Source organism: Streptomyces radicis, assembly GCF_003626575.1.
GTDB classification, from domain to species: Bacteria; Actinomycetota; Actinomycetes; order Streptomycetales; family Streptomycetaceae; genus Streptomyces; species Streptomyces radicis.
The window spans coordinates 50,744-71,683 of record NZ_RBDY01000016.1 but is presented as its reverse complement, the minus strand read 5'-3'; the positions used below and the strand labels follow the sequence as shown (position 1 = coordinate 71,683).

The window sequence follows — 20,940 nt, the reverse complement described above, 5'->3', positions numbered from 1 at the left end:
CGCGGGCGCTGTCGGGCGGCAGCGGGAGGCCCCTTACACCTCGGGGCGCAGCATCGGGGGGTTGAGCTCGGTGGCACCGCCCGCCCTGAACAGCTGGGCGGGGCGCCCGCCCTGACGCGTCGTCGTGCCGCCGACCGGCACGAGGAACCCCGGCGTGCCGGTGACCTTCCGATGGAAGTTCCGTGGATCGAGGGCGACTCCCCACACCGCCTCGTAGACCCTGCGCAGCTCGCCGACGGTGAACTCGGCCGGGCAGAAGGCCGTGGCCAGCGAGGAGTATTCGATCTTCGAACGGGCGCGCTCGACGCCGTCGGCGAGGATGCGGGCGTGGTCGAAGGCCAGCCCCTCCTCGGAGGCCTGGTCCTGCCCGCCGAGCAGCTTGCTGACCGGCATCCACCGGGCGCCGCCCGCGTCCCCGCCCGCCGTCGGCGCGGGAAGGTCAGGAGCCAGCGCCAGATGCGCCACGCTGACCACCCGCATCCGCGGATCCCGGGACGGATCGCCATAGGTGGCGAGCTGTTCGAGGTGGGCGTCGGCGGGACGGCTGTCGGAGTCCTGTGCCCGGAGCCCCGTCTCCTCGGCCAGCTCACGCGCCGCCGCGGAGGCCAGGTCCTCCTCGGCGCGCACGAATCCGCCCGGGAGGGCCCACTGCCCACGAAAAGGCTCCTCGCCCCGGCGCACGGTGAGGGCGCACAGCGCGTGCCGCCGGACCGTGAGCACGACCAGGTCGACGGTGACGGCGAACGCCGGGAACTCGGAGGGGTCGTAGGGCATGCGGTGATCATAGGGCTCCGCATCGCGGTCATCAGCGCCCCCGGGCGGCCCGCTGCCGCCTCAGGAATCGGCGCAGCGACTCGGGGTCCACCCCGTCGCTGCACCCCTGGTGCAGCAGTCTCGCGAAGAGGTAGTGGCCGTCCAGGTCCAGCGCCCGGCCGAGGGCCACCCGGGCCGGTGCCTCGTCCCCGAGCGACCACGACACCCAGGCTGCGAGGGTCAGCGGTGGAACGGCGTACTCCGCGAACTCCCCTACGCAGCGCCGGGACAGGGCCCGCCACAGCCGCAGGGCGGCCGCGCCCTCGGCGCCCTCCATCCACTCGGCCACCATGTCCCTGGCCTTCCTGTCCTGGAGGCCGATCACCAGGCGGGCCGACTCCTCCGAGGTGATCAGGGCGTCGTCCATCGCGTCGGCGACGGCGTCCTCCGACTCCCGGGTGGCTGCGGCGCGGCGGAAGCGGCTCAGCAGGCGCTCGGCCAGCCGCAACGTCTCGCCCCTGGCCACACGGCTGTTGGGCTCCTCGCCGAGGATCCGCGGAAGCAGCTCCTCGGCCACGGTGTTGAACGCCTGCACCTGCCGTGCGGCGACGGGCTCCCCCAGCGGCCGCAGCCGCCGCCCCATCCCCCGCAGGGAGCCGCGCACCCTGAGCCCGGCGTAGGCGGCGGCCGCGGCCATCGGCGAGGTCCCGGCGGGAGGAAGCTCCTTGCCCTCCGCGCCACAGCAGCGCTCGTCCACGCAGCAGTACGACCAGTACCGCCGGGCGGCGAGGAAGATCGCCTCGAAGACCGGGACGTCCAGTGCCCCGCACGCGGTGCGCACGCGCTGGGCGAGGGGCCGGTGCCGATCCATCGCCTCGCGCGCGGACACGCCGTCGGATGGCTCGTGACAGATGAAGACGATCGCCGCGTCCGGCCTTGGCCCCGGCATCGCCCCGCCGTCGACGAGGCGGGCGGCCAGCTGGTCGGCCGTCTCGTCCCATGCGCCGGGATCGGAGGGGATGTCCGCCCTGACGCGACCGCCCACGCGACCGCTCGGGCCGTGCAGCGCGATCAGGACGACGGAGTCGTCCGGGTGGTAACCCAGCAGATACGGCAGGGCGTCGGCGAGGTCGGCGGCGCCGCGGAGCGTGACTCGGCTCTCCGTCGCGGAGAGTTCTGAAGCGGATTCGCTGTGCGATGTCATGAGAGGAGGATGGACTGGATCGCCGGTTTCGTGTCGGCCGTTATCCACAGGCGGCGTTGAAGGTCATAAGAATGGTCGGGTTATCCACAGGGGGATTGGCGGCCTGTCGGTCCGATCGGCTTGCATGGGGGCATGCAGCAGCGAACCGCGAGTCACCCCTCGCCTCCCGCTCCACAGGACCCCGATCTGCGCGCCGCGGCCGACGCCGTGCTCGCCCGCCTCGTGGGCGGCGCCGACGGCGACGCCAGGCTCCGCGAGGACCAGTGGCGGGCGATCCACGCGCTCGTCGCCGAGCGGAGGCGGACGCTGGTGGTGCAGCGCACCGGTTGGGGCAAGTCCGCGGTGTACTTCGTGGCCACCGCGCTGCTCCGCGAGCGCGGCAGCGGCCCGACGGTGATCGTCTCGCCGCTGCTCGCCCTCATGCGGAATCAGATCGAGGCCGCCGCCAGGGCCGGGATCCACGCCCGCTCGATCACCTCGGCCAACCCCGAGGAGTGGGAGGCCATCCAGTCCGAGGTGGCGACGGGCGACGTGGACGTCCTGCTCGTCAGCCCCGAGCGGCTGAACAATCCGGACTTCCGCGACCAGGTGCTGCCCCGCCTCGCCGAGACCACCGGCCTGCTCGTGGTCGACGAGGCGCACTGCATCTCCGACTGGGGACACGACTTCCGCCCCGACTACCGTCGGCTGCGCACCCTGCTCGCCGGGCTGCCGGGCGAGGTGCCGGTGCTGGCCACGACGGCCACGGCCAACGCCAGGGTGTCCGCCGACGTGGCCGAGCAGTTGGGTACCGGCGACGACGCGGCGCGGGCGCTGGTGCTGCGAGGGCCGCTCGACCGCGAGAGCCTGCGGCTCTCGGTGCTGCGGCTGCCGGACGCGGCCCACCGGCTGGCCTGGCTCGACGGGCATCTCCACCGGCTGCCGGGCTCCGGCATCATCTACACGCTCACGGTCGCCGCCGCCGAGGAGGTGTCCGCCTATCTCTCCTCGCGTGGCCACACGGTGACGCCCTACACAGGCCGCATGGAGAACGCCGATCGGCTGGCCGCCGAGAACGCCCTCCTGGGCAATCGCGTCAAGGCCCTGGTCGCCACATCGGCGCTCGGCATGGGCTTCGACAAGCCCGACCTCGGCTTCGTCGTGCACGTCGGCTCGCCGTCCTCGCCCATCGCCTACTACCAGCAGGTCGGCCGCGCCGGACGCGGGGTGGACCACGCCGAGGTGCTGCTGCTTCCGGGCCCCGAAGACGAGGCGATCTGGCGGTACTTCGCATCGCTCGCGTTCCCACCGCAGGAGCAGGTGCGCCACACCCTCGAGGTGCTCGCCGCGGCCGGGCGGCCCCTGTCGCTGCCCGCCCTTGAGCCCCAGGTCGACCTGCGGCGCGGGCGGCTGGAGATGATGCTCAAGGTCCTGGACGTCGACGGAGCCGTGCGGCGCGAGCGGGGTGGCTGGACCGCGACCGGCGCCCCATGGGAGTACGACGCGGACCGCTACGCGCGGGTGGCCCACCAGCGCGAGGCGGAGCAGCAGGCCATGCGCGAGTACGCCACCACCACAGGCTGCCGGATGGAGTTCCTGCGGAGGCAGCTGGACGACGAGGAGGCGGCTCCCTGTGGGCGCTGCGACACCTGCACAGAGACTTCTCCCTCGCCCGAGGTCGCGCCCGACGCCGTGACCGCCGCCCGGGGAGAGCTGGCCCGGCCCGGGGTGACGCTGGAGCCGCGCCGCATGTGGCCCACGGGGCTGCCGGGGGTGGGGGTCGGCCTCAAGGGGAGGATCGATCCCGGCGAACAGGCCGCGGTGGGCCGGGCGTTGGGGCGGCTGTCGGACATCGGCTGGGGGAACAGACTGCGTCCCCTCCTCGCCCCGGCCGCCGGGGACGGACCGGTGCCGGACGATGTGGCGAACGCCGTGGTCACCGTGCTCGCCGACTGGGCCAAGGGACCGGGCGGCTGGGCATCCGGCGCGGCGGACGCGCTGCGGCGACCGGTCGGCGTGGTCACCGTGGGGTCGCGTTCCCGCCCTCGGCTGGTGCGCTCGCTCGGGGAGCGGATCGCCGAGATCGGCAGGATGCCGGTGCTCGGCACGGTGGACACCGGGGCCGAGCCACTGACCCGGAGCAACAGCGCGCGGCGCGTTCAGGCGCTGGACGGTTCGTTGCGGCTGGCGCCCGAGGTGGCCGAGGCGGTGAGGACGGCCGGTGGGCCCGTGCTGCTGGTGGACGACTTCGCCGAGACCGGTTGGACGCTGGCGATGGCGGCGCGGCTGCTCAGGGCCGCCGGTGGTGGGGAGGTGCTGCCGTTGGTGCTCGCCCTCCAGGGCTGATCAGAACATACCGAGCTGGCCCGCCTCCTCCAGATCCTCGGCGGCCAGGGCATCACGATGCGAGGGGAGCTTGAGATGACGCCAGCGGGGCAGTGCGTCCAGGAACGCCCACGAGCGGCGGTGGTGCGGGGTGGGACCATGCTCCTCCAGCGCGGTCTTGTGCACCGGCGAGGGATACCCGGCGTTGGTCTCGAAGCCGAACGGCGGGTGCTCGGGGGCGAGTTCGGCGAGCATGGCGTCGCGGCGCACCTTCGCGATGACCGAGGCGGCGGCCACCGCGACACAGGACTGGTCGCCCTTGATGACGGTCCGCACCTGCCAGGGCGGCCCCAGATAGTCGTGCTTCCCGTCCAGGATCACGGCGTCCGGCCGATCGGGAAGCCCCTCCAGGGCCCGGGACGCCGCGAGGCGCAGGGCGGCGGTCATCCCGAGGGTGTCGATCTCCTCGGGGGAGGCGTGGCCCAGGGCATAGGAGGTGACCCAGCCGGTGAGCACCTCCGCGAGAGCGGTGCGGCGCAGCGGGGTCAGCAGCTTGGAGTCGGTCAGGCCCTCGGGCGGGCGGCGCAGCCCGGTGACGGCGGCGCAGACGGTGACCGGCCCGGCCCAGGCGCCGCGCCCGACCTCGTCGATCCCGGCGACGACGCGCGCACCGGTGAGGGCGCGAATGGACCGTTCCACGCGATGAGTAGGAGGTTCGTACGGCATGACAGGGTCCACCCTAAGTGCGCCACCCTTCGAAGGGTCGCTCGGGTGTGTGCCAGTGCTCGAAGGGCCGATCCAGGTGATAGCGACCGTCGTTGCCCAGCAGGAGGGCGCGGGTCTCGCCGTTCCCGGGGTTGGACAGCGACTCGAACTCCGGGACGGTCCAGTGCAGCCAGCGCATGCAGAACAGCCGCATCGTCAGACCGTGGGTGACCAGCAGGACGTTGGGCGGGTGGTCGGGCTCCTCGAAGCTGCGCCACAGGCTCTCCAGGAACGCGCCCACCCGGTCGTAGACATCGGCGCCCGACTCCCCCTGCGCGAAGCGGTAGAAGAAGTGGCCATAGGCGTCACGCGCGCGCTTCTGGCGCTGCACGTCGTCGCGGTCCTGCCAGTTGCCCCAGTCCTGTTCGCGGAGGCGGGGCTCCTCCCTGACCCGCACCCGCGCGGGATCGAGCCCGAGGACCCGGAACGTCTGGTGGGTGCGCTGGTAGGGGGAGACATAGGCGGAGACGCGCTCGTCCCCGAAGAGGGACCGCAGCCGTTCCCCCGCCGTCTGCGCCTGCTTCCTGCCCTTCTCGGTCAGGGCCAGGGCGTGGTCGGGAATGCGCTCGTAGACGGCGTCGTCGTAGTTCCCCTGGGACTCGCCGTGCCGGAGGAGGACGATTCGCCGTGGTCGCGCCATGGACCACAGCCTAATTCGACGGCGCGGGGACCGCCGGACGGACCACTGGCCGGACGGCTCACACCGTCCAGCTCGGCTCCATGTCGATGATGTCCCCGTTGATCGCGGCGACATCCGCGCCCATCTGGGAGCGCAGCACCAGCCGCTCCACCCGCTCGGTGCGGTACTTGGCGCGCTCGGCGGCGGAGTCCCACATCGACAGCACGAGGAACTCACTCTCCGGCTCCGCCTCGGCGACGACGCCCCGCAGCATGCCGGGCGAGCCTGCCATCGCGGGGTTCCACACCTTCTCCTGCATGAGGGCGAAGTGCTCGGCGCGGTCCCGGTGGACGCGGAGGTGGGCGACGCGCAGAAGGTTCGCCTCGGTGAAGCGCGGCTCGAAGCCCATCTTGACGTCGAAGCGGTACTGGAAGAGGCGCACCCTCATGTCCTGATACGTACCGGTTTGCGCGGCGGCGAGGCGGTCGTGGGAGCGGGCCATGAAGGAGTCGTAGAACGACCTGCTCTCCCAGAATCCAAACAAGTGAACGACGCCGGGCTGTGAGCGGCTCCACCCGCCGCCCTGCGCCCGGAACCCCGGCTCGCCGGACAGCCCCGCCCACTTCCGCTGCCCCCGCTCGAATCCCGCTCGATCGAGCACGGTACAGCGCATCCACTTGACCAGCACCGCGCCATCGTACGGCCATCTCCCCGGCGCCGAGCACGAGATCACGGAACGCCCGAAACGCGCGAACCGGGTTCCCCAAGTCGTTACAACCGGCCCGTCGGGTGGCGAGTCTTCCTCTCAACAGGGGGGCGCATACAGGGCAACGCGCCCTTTCCCGCTCGACGGCGCGCAGGAAAAGGACAGGCATGAGCAATCGACCACTGATGAGGATCGCCGCACCGTTACTGGCCCTGGTCGTGGCCCTCGGGCCTGCCCGAGGTCTCCGGCTGGCACTCGGTGAACGCCCGCTCGCCCCACGACGTCTGGGCCTACGGGAGCAACGGCCAGGACGAGCTCGCGGCCCACTTCGACGGCCGCCGGTGGAGCCGGGTGGAGCTCCCCGAGCTGCCGAGCGGCGGCCGGTTCGGCAGCCTCGGCGAGATCGTCGCGGTCCGCGGCGGCGCCTGGCTGGCGGGCGACCGCTGGATCAGCTCCTACCGTGACGGCCGCTGGGAGACCACCGATCTGGGCTCCGGCCACGCCATCCGCGACCTCCAGGCCCTCTCCTCCCACGACATATGGGCCATCGGCGGCGCCGCGGCCCTCGGGGAGCGGCTCCGGCCGGTCGTGAAGCACTGGGACGGCCGCGCCTGGAGCGACATGCCGCCGCCCACCCCGGGTCTGCGCCCGATCCACCTCTACGCCGAGTCCGACGACAGCCTGTGGCTGATCGGGGACGCCGTCCCCTGGGGCGAGAACGGCCCGGAGTACGCGATGTGGCACTGGGACGGCGAGGACTGGGAGCAGGTGGACGCGCCACTCGATGAGTTGACGCCGTCGGCGCTGGCCGGGGACGGCCGCGGCGGCCTCTGGCTCACCGGCGACCCCGAGGGCTTCGAGTCCCCACCCTTCTACTGGCACCACGACGGTCACGGCTGGGACCGCGTCGAGGGCGAGCGCGTCACCGGCGCCCCGACCCACGCCTACGCCATCGCCGACCTGGCCCCGATAGGCCACACCGGCCGCCTCTGGGCGGTGGGCGGCTTCACCCGCCTCGATGACGACGGGTGGGCCAACAGCTACGACCTCATCCAGTACTCCACCCGTTGACCCGCTGACCCGCCCGGACAGCGGACAAGGGGGTGCCGACTCCTGTCGGCACCCCCCTTCAGGCGCTGGCCCAACGGATCAGGCGCTCCCGCCCGTTGGCGCGGCGGACGCGACCCCGCCGGGTCTCAGCTGCACCCGCTCGTCGAGCCGCAGCCCTCGCAGAGGTAGCAGCTGCCGGCCCGGCGCATCTTGGTGCCGCAGGACAGGCACAGCGGGGCGTCGGCGTTCAGGCCGAGCTGCATCTCGGCCAGCTCCGTCGAGCTGTGCGCCTCCCGGGGCGCCGGGGTCGCCGTCGCGGCGGACGCCGGCTCGGGGACCGCGGCGGGCGGCGGGGTCGGCGGGGCGCTCTGGCGCGGCGCCGACTGGGAGAGCCCCTCGACGTCGAGCTCCTCGTCGGTGGGCTCGTACGACCCCGTCTCCAGGTGACGCTGCCGCTCGGCCGCCGTGTGGATCCCCAGCGCCGACCGCGTCTCGAACGGCAGGAAGTCGAGCGCCAGCCGCCGGAAGATGTAGTCCACGATGGACTGCGCCATCCGCACGTCCTGGTCGTCCGTCATGCCCGCGGGCTCGAAGCGCATGTTGGTGAACTTCGAGACATAGGTCTCCAGTGGCACGCCGTACTGGAGGCCCACCGACACGGCGATGGAGAAGGCGTCCATCATGCCCGCCAGCGTCGAGCCCTGCTTGGACATCTTCAGGAAGACCTCGCCGAGGCCGTCGTCGGGGTAGGAGTTGGCCGTCATGTAGCCCTCGGCGCCCCCGACGGTGAACGACGTGGTGATGCCGGGGCGGCCCTTGGGCAGCCGCTTGCGCACCGGCCGGTACTCCACGACGCGCTCAGGCTCCGCGGCAGCGGCGCCCTCGCCAGCCGTGCCCTTGGCCGCGGTGCCCTTGCCCGCCTTGTCCTGCTTCTTGGCGGAGAGCGGCTGACCCACCTTGCTGTTCTCGACGTAGACCGCGAGCGCCTTGACGCCGAGCTTCCAGCCCTGGAGGTAGATCTCGGCGACGTCGTCGACGGTCGAGGTGCTCGGCATGTTGACGGTCTTGGAGATCGCGCCGCTCAGGAACGGCTGCGCCGCGGCCATCATCCGGACGTGGCCCATCGGCGCGATGGACCGATCGCCCATGGCGCAGTCGAAGACCTCGTAGTGCTGCCGCTTCAGGCCGGGGGCGTCCACGACGTTCCCGTGCTCGGCGATGTGCGCCACGATCGCCTCGACCTGCTCGGGCTGGTACCCGAGCCGCTTGAGCGCCTTGGGCACGGTGTTGTTCACGATCTGCATCGAGCCGCCGCCGACCAGCTTCTTGAACTTCACCAGCGCCAGGTCGGGCTCGATCCCCGTGGTGTCGCAGTCCATCATCAGGCCGATGGTCCCGGTCGGGGCGAGAACGGAGGCCTGGGCATTGCGGAAACCGTTCTTCTTGCCGAGGCGGATGACGTCCTGCCATGCCTCGGTGGCCGCCGCCCAGACCGGGGTGTCCAGGTCGTCCATCCGCTTGGCCGCGGCGTTGGCGTCCGCGTGCTGGCGCATGACGCGGCCGTGGGCGTCGGCGTTGCGCGCGTACCCGTCGTACGCGCCGACGACGGCGGCGAGCTCGGCGGAGCGCCGGTAGGACGTGCCGGTCATCAGCGATGTGATCGCCCCGGCCAGCGCCCGGCCGCCGTCCGAGTCGTAGGCGTGCCCGGTGGCCATGAGGAGCGCACCGAGGTTGGCGTAGCCGATGCCGAGCTGGCGGAAGGCCCGCGTGGTCTCGCCGATCTTCTCGGTCGGGAAGTCGGCGAAGGAGATGGAGATGTCCATCGCCGTGATGACCAGCTCGACGACCCGGGCGAAGCGCTCGGCGTCGAACGACTGGTTCCCGCGGTCGTCGTCGCTGAGGAACTTCATCAGGTTCAGCGAGGCGAGGTTGCACGAGGAGTTGTCCAGGTGCATGTACTCGCTGCAAGGGTTCGAGGCGCTGATGCGGCCCGACTCGGGCGAGGTGTGCCAGTGGTTGATGACGTCGTCGTACTGGATGCCCGGGTCGGCGCAGGCGTGCGCGGCCTCGGCCATCTTGCGGAACAGCGCGGCGGCGTCGACCTCCTCGATGATCTCGCCGGTCGTCCGCGCCCGCAGCCCGAACTTCTCACCGGCCTCGACGGCGCGCATGAACGCGTCGGTGACCCGCACGGAGTTGTTGGCGTTCTGGTACTGGACGGAGGTGATGTCGTCCCCGCCCAGGTCCATGTCGAAGCCCGCGTCGCGCAGGGCGCGGATCTTCTCCTCCTCCTTGACCTTGGTCTCGATGAACGCCTCGACATCCGGGTGGTCCACGTCGAGGACGACCATCTTGGCCGCGCGGCGGGTGGCGCCGCCCGACTTGATGGTGCCGGCCGAGGCGTCGGCGCCTCGCATGAACGAGACGGGGCCCGAGGCGTTCCCGCCCGAGGAGAGCAGCTCCTTGGAGGAGCGGATCCGCGAGAGGTTGAGCCCGGCGCCCGAACCCCCCTTGAAGATCATGCCCTCCTCCTTGTACCAGTCGAGGATCGACTCCATCGAGTCGTCGACGGACAGGATGAAACAGGCGCTGACCTGCTGCGGCTGCTTGGTCCCCACGTTGAACCACACCGGGGAGTTGAAGCTGAACACCTGGTGCAGCAGCGCGTGGGCCAGCTCGTGCTCGAAGACCTCGGCGTCCTCGGGCGAGGCGAAGTACCCGAAGCGTTCACCGGCGGCCCGATACGTCTTCACCACGCGGTCGATCAGCTGCTTGAGGCTGCTCTCGCGCTGCGGCGTGCCGACGGCGCCGCGGAAGTACTTGCTCGTGACGATGTTGACCGCGTTCACCGACCAGAAGTCAGGGAATTCGACGCCCCGCTGCTCGAAATTGATCGAGCCGTCCCGCCAGTTGGTCATGACGACGTCACGGCGCTCCCACACCACCGCGTCGTAGGGGTGCACGCCTGGGGTGGTGTGGATGCGTTCGATCCGCAGGCCCTTGCTCCCCTTGCCGGTCTTGGCGCGGGACCCTCGTGCCGGGCCGCTCGTCGTCTCAGTCATTCCGCCTCCCTGTACGGGCAACAGCGCCCTGATGCGGCCGTGTACGGCCGCGCGTTCTGTTCTGAATGACCGCAGCGCGACCATGCGCTCCGATCAGGTCTTGGTCGGCTCCGGGCCGTCGGGCCCGCCGGTCCGGCTCAGCCGGCGACGGGTGGTCGCGCCTGCGCGGGCGCGTCGGTGGCGCCCTCGCGCAGCTCGGCGACGGCGGCCTCGAAGTCCTCCAGCGAGTCGAACGCCCGGTACACGGACGCGAAGCGGAGATAGGCCACCAGGTCGAGCTCGCGGAGCGGCCCGAGTATGGCGAGGCCGACGTCGTGGGTGGACAGCTCGGCGCTGCCGGTGGCGCGCACGGCCTCCTCGACGCGCTGGCCGAGCTGGGCGAGCGCGTCCTCCGTCACGGGGCGGCCCTGGCACGCCTTGCGCACGCCGGCGATCACCTTGTCCCGGCTGAACGGCTCGGTGACGCCGCTGCGCTTGATCACCATGAGCGAGGCGGTCTCCACGGTGGTGAAGCGCCGGGAACAGCTCGGGCACTGGCGGCGACGGCGGATCATGGTGCCGTCGTCGGTGGCTCGCGTGTCAACGACACGGCTGTCGGGGTGGCGGCAGAAGGGGCAGTGCATCGCGTCTCTCCCTTCCTCCGCGCGTGGCTGATCATGACGCAACGTGACGACACCCCGCCCTCGGGGCGCGGTGGCACGAGCCCGATGAACCGCCGGGGCGAATCCGTCGTGGCGGTGTCCAGCATAGGCGATCCCGGGAGCCGATGAGGACCCTCGACCACAATTTGTGGGGAGCCACCAGGAAGGGGACCACTAGATCTAGGATGGGCCCGGGATCCACCCGCCAACGCCACCGGCGGGCGTGTCGCGGTGCGACAACCGGGGGCCCGGCGCGGAGGCCGGGCGGGCGCATGGCAGGCTATCGCACGGCCGGTGACGCTGTGCGGCCGGGTGCGGGCATAAAATCACGGCGTCATACACCCTGTTTCTTGATCCTGTAGGTCGATCCGGAATATTTCACTCGAACGTGTGTTTGGCGCAACCTTTCGATAGCAACTACCGTTGTCTGACTAGGGAGAACCACCTGAGAAGGGGCGAACATTGACCACCGCAGCAGACGACGCCATCACCGCCGCTGAGCGCCGCCAGGACCGGCTCGGTGCGCCCGGCGGAGCGACGCCCGGCCGCTCGCTGCCGGGGCGTCCACCGGGGATCCGGGCCGACAGCTCCGGGCTCACGGACCGCCAGCGGAGGGTCATCGAGGTCATCCGCGACTCCGTGCAGCGCCGGGGATACCCCCCCTCCATGCGGGAGATCGGCCAGGCGGTCGGCCTGTCGAGCACCTCATCGGTCGCCCATCAGCTGATGGCCCTGGAGCGCAAGGGCTTCCTCCGCCGCGACCCCCACCGCCCCCGCGCCTACGAGGTGCGCGGCGCCGAGACCCCCGCCCCCCAGGCCACGGACACCGCGGGCAAGCCCGCCGCCTCCTACGTACCGCTGCTCGGTCGCATCGCCGCAGGTGGCCCGATCCTGGCCGAGGAGTCCGTCGAGGACGTCTTCCCGCTGCCGCGTCAACTGGTGGGCGACGGCGAGCTGTTCGTCCTCAAGGTCGTCGGCGACTCGATGATCGAGGCCGCCATCTGCGACGGTGACTGGGTGACCGTCCGCCGCCAGCCCGTGGCGGAGAACGGCGACATCGTCGCCGCCATGCTCGACGGCGAGGCGACCGTCAAGCGGTTCAAGCGGGAGGACGGCCAGATCTGGCTCCTCCCGCACAACGCCTCCTACCAGCCCATCCCCGGTGACGAGGCCACCATCCTCGGCAAGGTCGTCGCCGTGATGCGGCGCATCTGACGCCGCCCGCCACAGACCCCGAGGACTACGACGCGGCGGCAGACCGCGCTGCCGCGTCGATCGCGGCCAGGGAGCGGCGCACCTGGTTCCGGTCGGTGGTGTACCAGAAGTCCGGCATGGAGGCGCGGAGAAAGCTCCCGTACCGCGCCTTCGCCAGCCTCGGGTCGAGCACCGCGACCACGCCGCGGTCCCCCGTCGCCCGCACCAGACGGCCCGCGCCCTGTGCCATCAGCAGCGCCGCGTGCGTTGCCGCCACCGCCATGAAGCCATTCCCGCCGGCCTCCTCCACGGCCTTCTGCCGCGCGCTGACCAGCGGATCGTCCGGCCTGGGGAACGGCACCCGGTCCATCACCACCAGCTGGCAGCTCGGCCCCGGGACATCCACGCCCTGCCACAGCGACAGCGTGCCGAACAGACAGGTCCGCGCGTCCGCCGCGAAGGTGCGGATCAACTCGCCAAGCGTCTCCTCGCCCTGGAGCAGGATCGGCAGATCAAGCCGCCCCCGCAGCTCCTCCGCCGCCGCCTGCGCCCCCCGCATCGAGGAGAACAGCCCGAGCGTCCGCCCGCCCGCCGCCTCCACCAGCTCGGCCAGCTCGTCCAGCATGTCGGTGCGGCTGCCCTCCCTGCCGGGCGTCGACAGGTGCTGCGCGACATAGAGGATGCCCTGCTTGCGGTAGTCGAAGGGCGAGCCGACGTCCAGGCCCTTCCACTCGGGCATCTCCTCGCCGTGCTGCCCCTCGGGGGCCAGGCCGAGCGAGGCGCCCACGCCGTTGAAGTCGCCGCCGAGCTTGAGCGTCGCCGAGGTCAGCACGACCGAGCGCTCCGCGAACAGCTTCTCCCGCAGCAGCCCCGAGACGGACAGCGGCGCGACCCGCAGCGACGCCCCGTACCGGTCGTGCCGCTCGAACCACACGACGTCGAACTCCGAGCCCTGCACGATCCGTTCGGCCACGTCCTGCACGGTCTCGATCGAGGCGAGCGCCTGCTTGCGCACCGCGTCCTCGTCCGAGACGGAGGCGTCCCGTGTGTTCCCCAGGGCGGTGAACGCCGCCCGCGCGGCGTCCCGCAGCGCCGCCAGGGCATACCCCAGGTCCTCGGGGATCTTCTCGAGGCGCCCCGGGAGCGCCAGCTCCATCAGCCGCTCGAACGTCTCGGCCGCCGTCTGGAGCTGGTCCGCGGCCTTCTCGTCGATGATCTTGGCCGCCCGGCGGACCGCCCGGTTCACCGAGCCCGGTGACAGCTCCCCCGTGGCCACGCCGGTGACCCGCGAGACCAACTCGTGCGCCTCGTCCACGATCAGCACCTCGTGCCCCGGCAGCACCGGGGCGCCCTCGATGGCGTCGATGGCGAGCAGCGCGTGGTTGGTGACGATGACCTCGGCGAGCTTCGCCCGCTCCCTGGCCGCCTCCGCGAAGCACTCGGCGCCGTACGCGCACCGCGTGGCGCCCAGGCACTCCCGCGACGAGACGGAGACCTGGGACCAGGCCCGGTCCGAGACGCCGGGCGTCAGATCGTCCCGGTCCCCGGTCTCCGTCTCGTCCGACCACTCCCGCAGCCTCAGCAGGTCCTTGCCCAGGCGGCTGGTCGGCCCCCCGGCGGCCTGCGCGGCCTCGAACTGGTCGAACAACCCCTCCTCGTCGTCCTGCGGGACGCCCTCGTGGAGGCGGTGCAGACACACATAGTTCGACCGGCCCTTGAGCGTCGCGAACTCGGGGCGGCGGCGCAGCAGCGGGTGCAGGGCCTCCACCGTGCGCGGCAAGTCCCGCTCGACCAGCTGCCGTTGCAGGGCGAGGGTCGCCGTCGCCACGACCACCCGGTCACCGTGCGCGATGGCGGGCACCAGATAGCCCAGCGACTTCCCCGTGCCCGTCCCGGCCTGGACCAGCACATGCGTGCCGTCCTCGATGGCTCGGGCAACGGCCTCGGCCATGGCGACCTGACCAGGTCGCTCGCTGCCTCCCACGGCGGCGACGGCGGTGTGCAGCAGCTCGGTGAGGGTGGGGTCCCCGGATGTGGCAGTCATAGGCGAGCCACCCTACGCGGCGGGTCGGACACTCGGCGACGCGCGGGACGACCGGGCGGCCGCACCGGGGGCGGGACCGGGGTCACGCGGCGTGCAGGGGATTCGGGACGGTGCCGTGGACGGCCGCGTGCGGGCGCTGGGAGCGGTCCCGGTAGCCGTCGAGGTGCAGGCGGTTCCGGTTGAGGCAGAGGCGCTCGATCCGGGGCGTGAGCAGGTCGAACGTCTCGAAGCGCGCCTTCAGCTCGGGGAAGCGCCGGTGGTACCGCAGGATCTCCGCCCTGACGAGTGACCAGAAGTCGGCCTCGGGCACGGACAGCTGCTCCTCGCACAGGGGAGCGAGGTAGCGGAAGACGCCGACGAACAGCCCCGAGTGGATGAACTGGGTGAGAAAGCCCGGGGGTTCGGTGAGCAGGACCTGCCGCACCCGCGCCGGGATCTCGTCCAGCTCGGGCAGCGGCTCGGCGCTGAGGTTGACGTCGTCGACGAAGTCCTTGACCGCGAGGCGCGCCGGGACGTCGCGTTCGTCGAAGACCACAAGGGCGTTCTCCCCGTGCGGCGAGAAGACCGTTCCGTACCGGTAGAGGAAGTGCAGCAGCGGCGGCAGCAGCGCGGCGAAGAGGTGGCGCAGCCAGTCGTGCGGGGCCAGACCGGAGCGGTGGACCAGCTCGGCGGTGAGGGAGCGCCCCGCGGGGTCGACGCCGAGCAGCGCGGCGAGGGTGCGGGCGCGCTCGCCCGGGTCGAGGAAGGGCCCGATGGGCTCGCGCCAGATGCAGCCGAGCAGCTCGCGGTACTGGTAGGGCACGGCGGGGAGCCGGTCGTAGAGGGGGTGCTCGACGGTCACCGACGCGGTCTCGCCGAGCAGGATGACCCGGGTCTCGTCGGCGAGGAACGGGTCGGCCGCCCGCACGCCCTGCATCCACGCGGTGACCGCGGGGGCCGCGAGGGTGCGCTCGGTGGGGAGGCCGCGCCAGACAAGGGTGTTGAGGATGGAGAGCGGGAGCTTCACGCCGCGCGCCTCGGGCCTGGACACATTGGTGAACGTGCGGATCGACTGCTGGGGGAGCCGCAGGTCCCCGTCCGTGGGGAGCGGGATGATCAGGTCGGCGGCGATCTGGGGGGCGTAGAGCGGGGCTATCGTCTCGTCCCACTGCCAGGGGTGGACCGGCAGCCACAGATGGTCGGCGGGATTCCGGCCGCGGGCGGCGACCGCGGCGGCGAAGGCCTCGCGGACCCCGGGCGTCAGCTCCTCGGCGTAGAGCAGGTCGGGGGTGGCCAGCGCGGGTATGCCGCGGTAACGGGCCAGGTCGCGGTGGACGGCGAGCCACGGGAGCGTACGGGGGGCGCGCGCCTCGGGGGCCCACCGCGCGGCGTCGGCGGTGGAGAAGCCGAGGCGGCCCTTGTTGGCGACGAGCCAGGGGTGGCCGGTCTGGTGGCCCTCGAGCTCGGCGTGGCCGAGGTCGGCGAGCCCGGCCGCGTCGAGGGCGCCGGTCGCGAGCGCGACATCGGCGCTGAGCGTCGCGGTCAGCTCGCGGATGAGGTGGCCCGTGGTGTCGCCCGAGAGGGCGAGCAGCGTGTCATGGGCACGGGCGATGAACTCCAGGGGGTCCGCGGTCGGGGTGATCGACCGCGGGTCTATGCGCCAGTGGCCATAGGCTCCCCGTCTGGCCCTGAAGCGGTAGACCAGGTCGTCGGCGACGGGCAGGTGGTAGGCGTCGGGGGGCGAGCCGTCGGCTCTGGGGGTGATGACGCCCTCGTAGGCGAACTCGGCGAGCATCTTGGCGAGCAGCGCGCGGGAGGCGCGGTGCCACTGGGTCTCGGTGACGGCCACGGGGTCTCCTTCGGTGGTTTCCTTCGGTGGGTGACGGTGTGGGTCGGCATGGCGGGTGTGCGTTCGTGTCGGTCAGCGGTCCCTGAGCAGGATGGCGGCCCTCTTCTCCGGGAGATCGGCCTCGCCGCTCCTGGTGAAACCCGCGCTCTCGAACGCCGCGATGGAGGCGGCGTTGCGCACATCGGGCTCGCCGATGAGCCGTCGGCAGCGCCCCCGGTGGCGCAGGATCAGCTCGGCGACGGCGCGCAGCAGCGCCGAGCCGAGGCCGCGGCCCCGGTCCTCGGCGCTGCCGATCAGCAGGTGGATGCCGGTGTCGTGGGGGCGGCACGGGTAGTGCAGGGCGACCGGGTCGAGGTCGGCGCGGTAGATCTCCCAGTAGCTCATGGGCAGTCCGTCCAGCACCCCGAGGCACGGCACGCTGCGGCCGTCGCCGCCCAGCTGGCGCGCGATGTGCCGCTCGGTGCGCTCGGGCGGACCGGCGAGCGCCCAGGAGGCGTCGACCACCGGGTCGTTCATCCACCCGGCGATCAGCGCCAGATCGCGGTCTAGGCACACGGGGACGAGCTGGAGGACGCCCGCGTCGGTGCGCGTCGGGCCCCAGGCGGGGAGGTTGTCGAGCAGCTCGGCGGGCTGGGGGTGGCACTCGGCGGCATAGGGCGGAGGGGCGCCCGTGAGGTCGGGCGGGAGGTCGAGGTCGGCGGTGTCCTCGAGGTCGGGGTCGCCGGGATCGGGGTCGCCGGGATCGGCCGCGCCTGGTCTCTCGGCGCCCGGGGCGGTCACGCGTCTCTCCCGCGGGCGGCGGCGAGGGGGTTGGGCAGGGAGACATAGACCGACTGGCCGTCGACCGGGCCGACCAGCTCGTCGAGGCCGTGGAGGCGGGTCAGCAGGTTCGCCTTGCACGGCAGCGTCTCGGACTCGAGCAGCCGGATGACGAGCGACGAGAGCGGGCCCCCTGACGCGGCCCTGTCCTCCCCCTCGAGAAAGCCCCTGACCAGGGCGAGCAGCCGCTCCTCGTCCGCGAGCCGCTGGGCGCCGAACGCGCCGACGAGGCCGAGGAGGTGGTTGATGCCGAGGTAGTAGGCGAACCGCTCGTCGGTGACCTCGTCGGTGACGAACGTGTCGGAGCGCTCGCCGATGCCCGGCAGCCTGCGCTCCAGCGCGTCGCGGTGCGAGGCGCGGAAGTAGAAGCCCTGGTTGTCGCGGAACCTGCCGCCCGCGGGCCAGCCGTCGGCGTCGAGCAGGACCAGGGTGTTCTGCTGGTGGGCCTCGAGGGCGATGCCCGCGTGCGCGTCGAGCCACAGCAGCGGCCGCACGACCACCCGCAGATACCGCGTCAGCCACGCCTCGGCGACGGCCGTGACCTCCTGGCCCGTCCTGGCGGCGAGGGTGAGGACGACATCGGCCAGGCGGGAGCGCAGCTCGCGCTCGGGCCGCCCCGGCCAGGGGCGCGGGCCGGTCAGCGCGGCCAGGCACAGCGCGTCGTCGTCGGGGCCGAACGGGCTCTGCCGCAGCAGCGCGTCGAGCCCCGCGACGGGCGCCCCTTCGGTGCCGTCCACCGCGAGCCAGGCCGGGTCGCGGACGATGTCGAACCCCGGCCCCTCGGGGAACGCCGCCCGCCACTCGGCGGCGAGACCCGACGCGAGCACGCGGTGGACCTCGGCGCCGCGGTACAGCTCCTTGCGGAGGTTCTCGCGGCGGGAGTTGGTGATGCGCAGTCCGAGGGAGAGCTTGAGCATCGCGAACGCGCCGGGCCTGTGGACGGTGCGGACCGACGAGGTGGGATACCAGAAGTCGCCCTGCTCGCCGAGGTCGGTGAGCAGTCCGGCGTTCAGCAGCGCGGCCACCTCGGGCCGGTGCAGCACGTCGCGGGCCTGCCACGGGTGCAGGGGCAGCGGCGCCGTGCCCGGGGGGAGCGCGAGGCCCGGGCCCGCGAGCCGGGTGGTGAGCTCCTCGGCGGGCACGGCCGAGCCGTCCTCCATCCATGCCGAGTCGGCGGCGAGCACCGCGCGGTCGACGGCCAGCCAGTGCAGCCGGAAGCGGCCGCGCAGCTCGGGCGAGCAGCGTTCGGCCTCCTGCCCCGCGAGCCCCTCGCGGCTCTTGGGCGTGGGGTGCAGCGGGTGGCCGAGCACGAGGGACTGCTCGGCGTGGAGGAACGGGCTGCCGTGCGGCGCGGGCGCGGGGTCGGCGCGCCAGTGCGCGAGGAACGCGGCGGTCCTCGCGGCCGAGTCGGCGACCCGGCCGACCAGGTCGGTGGCCTCGGCCACCGCGCGCCCCGCCGCGTCCCCTGCCGCGGCCTCCCTGGCGAGGAGCGCGGCCAGCGTCACCGCGTCCACGGGGCGCGCCCCGCCCTGCGCCCCCTCGAGGGCGACCGGGCCGAAGCGGTGCAGGCCGGTCGCCGACCAGTACCGCACCGGAACGCCGAGCGCGGTGCCGGAGGCGGGCAGCGGCAGCCGCAGGTGGCCGTCGACGGGGCGCGCGGCCCCGGTCTCGCGCACCCAGCAGCGCAGCAGCCCCTCGACGGTGGCGGCGTCGGCGGCCAGCGCGGGGTCGTGCTGCTCGAGCGGGTCACCCGCGGCCAGCTCGGCGCGGCCGTCGTGGGGTGCGGCGGGGGAAGCGTCGGGAGCCGCGTCGGGGTGGGCGCGCCGCGGGGCGGGCGGGTCCATGAGCCGGGCGAGCCGGTGGCGCACCGGCTGGCGCTCCCGGGAGGGCTTCCGCTCGGGACGGGGACGTGCGTTCATCCGTGTGTGGCACCGCGCCCGACACGAACCGAACGGCGGCGCCTCCTCCTTCGTGGCCTGATGCTCAACGCCGGGGCGTTCCTCCATCCGTGGTAACGACGCGGGGGCCCGCCGATCACGGTCCGCGCGAAGATCCTTTGGCGGGCTCTCGCCCCGAGGGGGGCGCGCGGAACCGGGGACCCGCCTGCGGCCGTCCAGTTGAGCACCGGCATAGTGGTGGCCCACCTCCCATGTCGGACGCCGCAAGGCACCGCGATCCACAACTCATGGCACATACCAGGGGGAATGCACCCATGTCATCGATACGCAGGCGACCCCGTCGCCGCGTCGCCTTGGCAGCCACCGCGATGGCCGCCGCGCTCGCGCTCACCGCGACCGCCTGCAACGACGACGGCGGCTCTGACGGCGACGGCTCGCAGCCGAGCGAGGACGCCCAGGCCGGGGGCGACCAGCTCCAGGACCTGATCGACAACCTGCCGTTCGACTTCGACATGGACGCGTGGCTCGAGGGGGGTTGGGAGGACTGGGACCGCGAGAACTGGCTGCGGGAGATCGGCGACTACATCAACCCGATCATCGAGGGCCTGTGGGACCCGGACCGCATGGAGGACGCCGAGCAGCCCGACCAGTCCATCGACGACGACCAGATCGAGGAGGACGTCGATCCTCCCGAGGTCGACAGCCCCGAGGGCGACCGCGGCATCACCGACCCCGAGCCCGCCCCGGTCACGGCCGAGCCCGTCGCGACGCCGTACACGCAGAACGGCGCCCCGATCGGCAAGGTCTTCTTCGACAGCCCCGAGGGCCCGATGGTCTGCTCGGGCACCGTCGTGAAGGACCCGGCCGCGCCGGGCCGGTCGAACCTGGTGGCCACCGCGGGGCACTGCGTGCACGCGGGCGCGGGCGGCGGCTGGTACCGCAACCTGACGTTCGTCCCCGCCTACAACAACAACGGCCTGTCCGCCGACCAGCTCGCCACCGCGGCGCCCGAGGACGTCGCGCCCTACGGGGTCTACTGGGCGGAGTTCGTCTCCACCACCCAGTACTGGATCGACAACGGCACCGCCGAGGGCGGCAACGGCGCGCACGGCGACTTCGCGGTCTTCTCGGTGACGCCCGAGGACGGCAGCGGCGCCTCCCTCGAGGAGACGGTGGGCTCCGCGCTCGACGTCAACTTCGACGCCCCCGCGGTCTCCGAGCTGGGCGCGGTGACGCTCTACGGCTTCCCCGCGGCCCCGCCCTTCGACGGCGCGACGATGCACATGTGCGTGGACTACCCGAGCCGGCTGACGATCGACGCCGGCATGCCGGTGATGTACTGGGCGGGCTGCACGATGACCGGTGGCTCATCCGGCGGCCCGTGGCTGCGCACCAACGAGGCGGGCGGGCCCGAGCTGGTCTCGGTCAACTCCATCGGCCCGCTGGAGAGCACGTGGCTGGCGGGTCCGCGCCTGGACACCGAGGCGCGGGACGTCTTCGACTACGTGAGCTCGCAGAGCTGAGGCCCGCCTCCCGCGACACTCGCGCCGGGGCCCGGCGGTCGGATCCGACCGCCGGGCCCCGGCGCGTGGCGCGTGCGCGCGCCCGTCAACCGCGCGACATGGCCAGCGGGCCGCGCTCCGTGTCACCGCCGGGGACGGGCTCGCCCGGGTCGGAGCCGAGGGCCACGACGCGGTTGGCGCGGTCGACGTGGACGACCTTGGGCCGCATCGCGCGGGCCTCGGCGTCGTCGACCTGGGCGTAGCTGATGAGGATCACCAGATGGCCGGGCTGGACGAGATGGGCCGCGGCGCCGTTGATCCCGATGACGCCCGAGCCCGCCTGGCCCTCGATGACATAGGTCTCGAGACGGCTGCCGTTGTCGATGTCGACGATGTGGACCTGCTCGCCCGGCAGCAGATCGGCCGCCGCCATCAGGTCCGCGTCCACGGTGACGGAGCCGACGTAGTGCAGGTCGGCCTGGGTCACCGTGGCACGGTGGATCTTGGACTTGAACATGGTGCGCAACACGAGCGCCCCTCCTGGGTTCGAG

Annotated in this window: 16 protein-coding genes; 4 read left to right on the top strand and 12 right to left on the bottom strand. The window is 72.7% G+C overall.

Annotated features, from left to right (window positions below):
* Positions 1-33 precede the first annotated feature (33 nt).
* Positions 34-774 carry an NUDIX hydrolase gene (locus tag D7318_RS20235; protein WP_120698539.1) on the bottom strand — a complete coding sequence of 247 codons (741 nt, stop codon included), beginning with the start codon at positions 772-774 and terminating at the stop codon, positions 34-36.
* A 31-nt stretch (positions 775-805) separates the two neighbouring features.
* On the bottom strand, positions 806-1,957 hold the full coding sequence (locus D7318_RS20230; protein WP_120698538.1) for a DUF4192 domain-containing protein: 1,152 nt from the start codon (positions 1,955-1,957) through the stop codon (positions 806-808).
* 132 nt (positions 1,958-2,089) lie between these two features.
* Between D7318_RS20230 and D7318_RS20225 the strand changes: the two genes are divergently transcribed.
* Entirely contained in the window at positions 2,090-4,282 is a 2,193-nt protein-coding gene (locus tag D7318_RS20225) for a RecQ family ATP-dependent DNA helicase (protein WP_120698537.1), read from the top strand.
* Here D7318_RS20225 and D7318_RS20220 read toward each other — a convergent pair whose 3' ends face one another.
* The 3 genes from D7318_RS20220 to D7318_RS20210 are packed head-to-tail and all read right to left on the bottom strand — an operon-like array spanning position 4,283 to position 6,333.
* Positions 4,283-4,987, bottom strand: coding sequence for a ribonuclease HII (locus D7318_RS20220; RefSeq protein WP_120698536.1), 705 nt, complete (start codon positions 4,985-4,987; stop codon positions 4,283-4,285).
* A 13-nt stretch (positions 4,988-5,000) separates the two neighbouring features.
* Positions 5,001-5,666 carry a histidine phosphatase family protein gene (locus D7318_RS20215; RefSeq protein WP_120698535.1) on the bottom strand — a complete coding sequence of 222 codons (666 nt, stop codon included), beginning with the start codon at positions 5,664-5,666 and terminating at the stop codon, positions 5,001-5,003.
* A gap of 58 nt (positions 5,667-5,724) precedes the next feature.
* Complete coding sequence (locus tag D7318_RS20210; RefSeq protein WP_120698534.1) at positions 5,725-6,333, bottom strand: YdbC family protein; 609 nt, start codon at positions 6,331-6,333, stop codon at positions 5,725-5,727.
* Positions 6,334-6,609: 276 nt separating this feature from the next.
* Here D7318_RS20210 and D7318_RS20205 point away from each other — a divergent pair, with 276 nt between their 5' ends.
* Positions 6,610-7,422, top strand: a complete 813-nt coding sequence (locus D7318_RS20205) for a hypothetical protein (RefSeq protein ID WP_120698533.1) — start codon at positions 6,610-6,612, stop codon at positions 7,420-7,422.
* A gap of 125 nt (positions 7,423-7,547) precedes the next feature.
* Here D7318_RS20205 and D7318_RS20200 read toward each other — a convergent pair whose 3' ends face one another.
* Together D7318_RS20200 and nrdR are read right to left on the bottom strand one after the other, a co-directional pair.
* Positions 7,548-10,463, bottom strand: coding sequence for a vitamin B12-dependent ribonucleotide reductase (locus D7318_RS20200; RefSeq protein ID WP_120698532.1), 2,916 nt, complete (start codon positions 10,461-10,463; stop codon positions 7,548-7,550).
* Between the two features lie 137 nt (positions 10,464-10,600).
* The gene (gene nrdR / locus D7318_RS20195; RefSeq protein ID WP_120698531.1) at positions 10,601-11,086 is read right to left on the bottom strand and encodes a transcriptional regulator NrdR; all 486 of its coding nucleotides are present in this window, start codon (positions 11,084-11,086) and stop codon (positions 10,601-10,603) included.
* 480 nt (positions 11,087-11,566) lie between these two features.
* On the opposite strand from nrdR, the gene lexA reads away from it, so the two are divergent.
* The gene (lexA, locus tag D7318_RS20190) at positions 11,567-12,319 is read left to right on the top strand and encodes a transcriptional repressor LexA (RefSeq protein ID WP_120698530.1); all 753 of its coding nucleotides are present in this window, start codon (positions 11,567-11,569) and stop codon (positions 12,317-12,319) included.
* 25 nt (positions 12,320-12,344) lie between these two features.
* Here the strand turns inward: lexA and D7318_RS20185 are convergent, their stop codons facing one another.
* The 4 genes from D7318_RS20185 to D7318_RS34075 all read right to left on the bottom strand — a co-directional run bounded on the left by D7318_RS20185 (position 12,345) and on the right by D7318_RS34075 (position 18,908).
* Positions 12,345-14,342 carry an ATP-dependent DNA helicase gene (locus D7318_RS20185; protein ID WP_120698529.1) on the bottom strand — a complete coding sequence of 666 codons (1,998 nt, stop codon included), beginning with the start codon at positions 14,340-14,342 and terminating at the stop codon, positions 12,345-12,347.
* An 82-nt stretch (positions 14,343-14,424) separates the two neighbouring features.
* Positions 14,425-16,116: an IucA/IucC family protein gene (locus tag D7318_RS20180; RefSeq protein ID WP_120698591.1), complete on the bottom strand. Its 1,692-nt coding sequence runs from the start codon at positions 16,114-16,116 to the stop codon at positions 14,425-14,427.
* 126 nt (positions 16,117-16,242) lie between these two features.
* Positions 16,243-16,950 carry a GNAT family N-acetyltransferase gene (locus D7318_RS34080; RefSeq protein WP_230423923.1) on the bottom strand — a complete coding sequence of 236 codons (708 nt, stop codon included), beginning with the start codon at positions 16,948-16,950 and terminating at the stop codon, positions 16,243-16,245.
* The gene (locus tag D7318_RS34075; protein WP_230423922.1) at positions 16,947-18,908 is read right to left on the bottom strand and encodes an IucA/IucC family protein; all 1,962 of its coding nucleotides are present in this window, start codon (positions 18,906-18,908) and stop codon (positions 16,947-16,949) included. The genes D7318_RS34080 and D7318_RS34075 overlap by 4 nt, the downstream gene beginning before the upstream one ends.
* Before the next feature lie 293 nt (positions 18,909-19,201).
* On the opposite strand from D7318_RS34075, the gene D7318_RS20165 reads away from it, so the two are divergent.
* Positions 19,202-20,410, top strand: a complete 1,209-nt coding sequence (locus tag D7318_RS20165; RefSeq protein WP_120698527.1) for a trypsin-like serine peptidase — start codon at positions 19,202-19,204, stop codon at positions 20,408-20,410.
* 85 nt (positions 20,411-20,495) lie between these two features.
* On the opposite strand, the gene panD is transcribed toward D7318_RS20165, so the two are convergent.
* A complete protein-coding gene (gene panD, locus D7318_RS20160) occupies positions 20,496-20,918 on the bottom strand; it encodes an aspartate 1-decarboxylase (RefSeq protein WP_120698526.1) in 423 nt (140 codons plus the stop codon).
* Between the last annotated feature and the right edge of the window lie 22 nt (positions 20,919-20,940).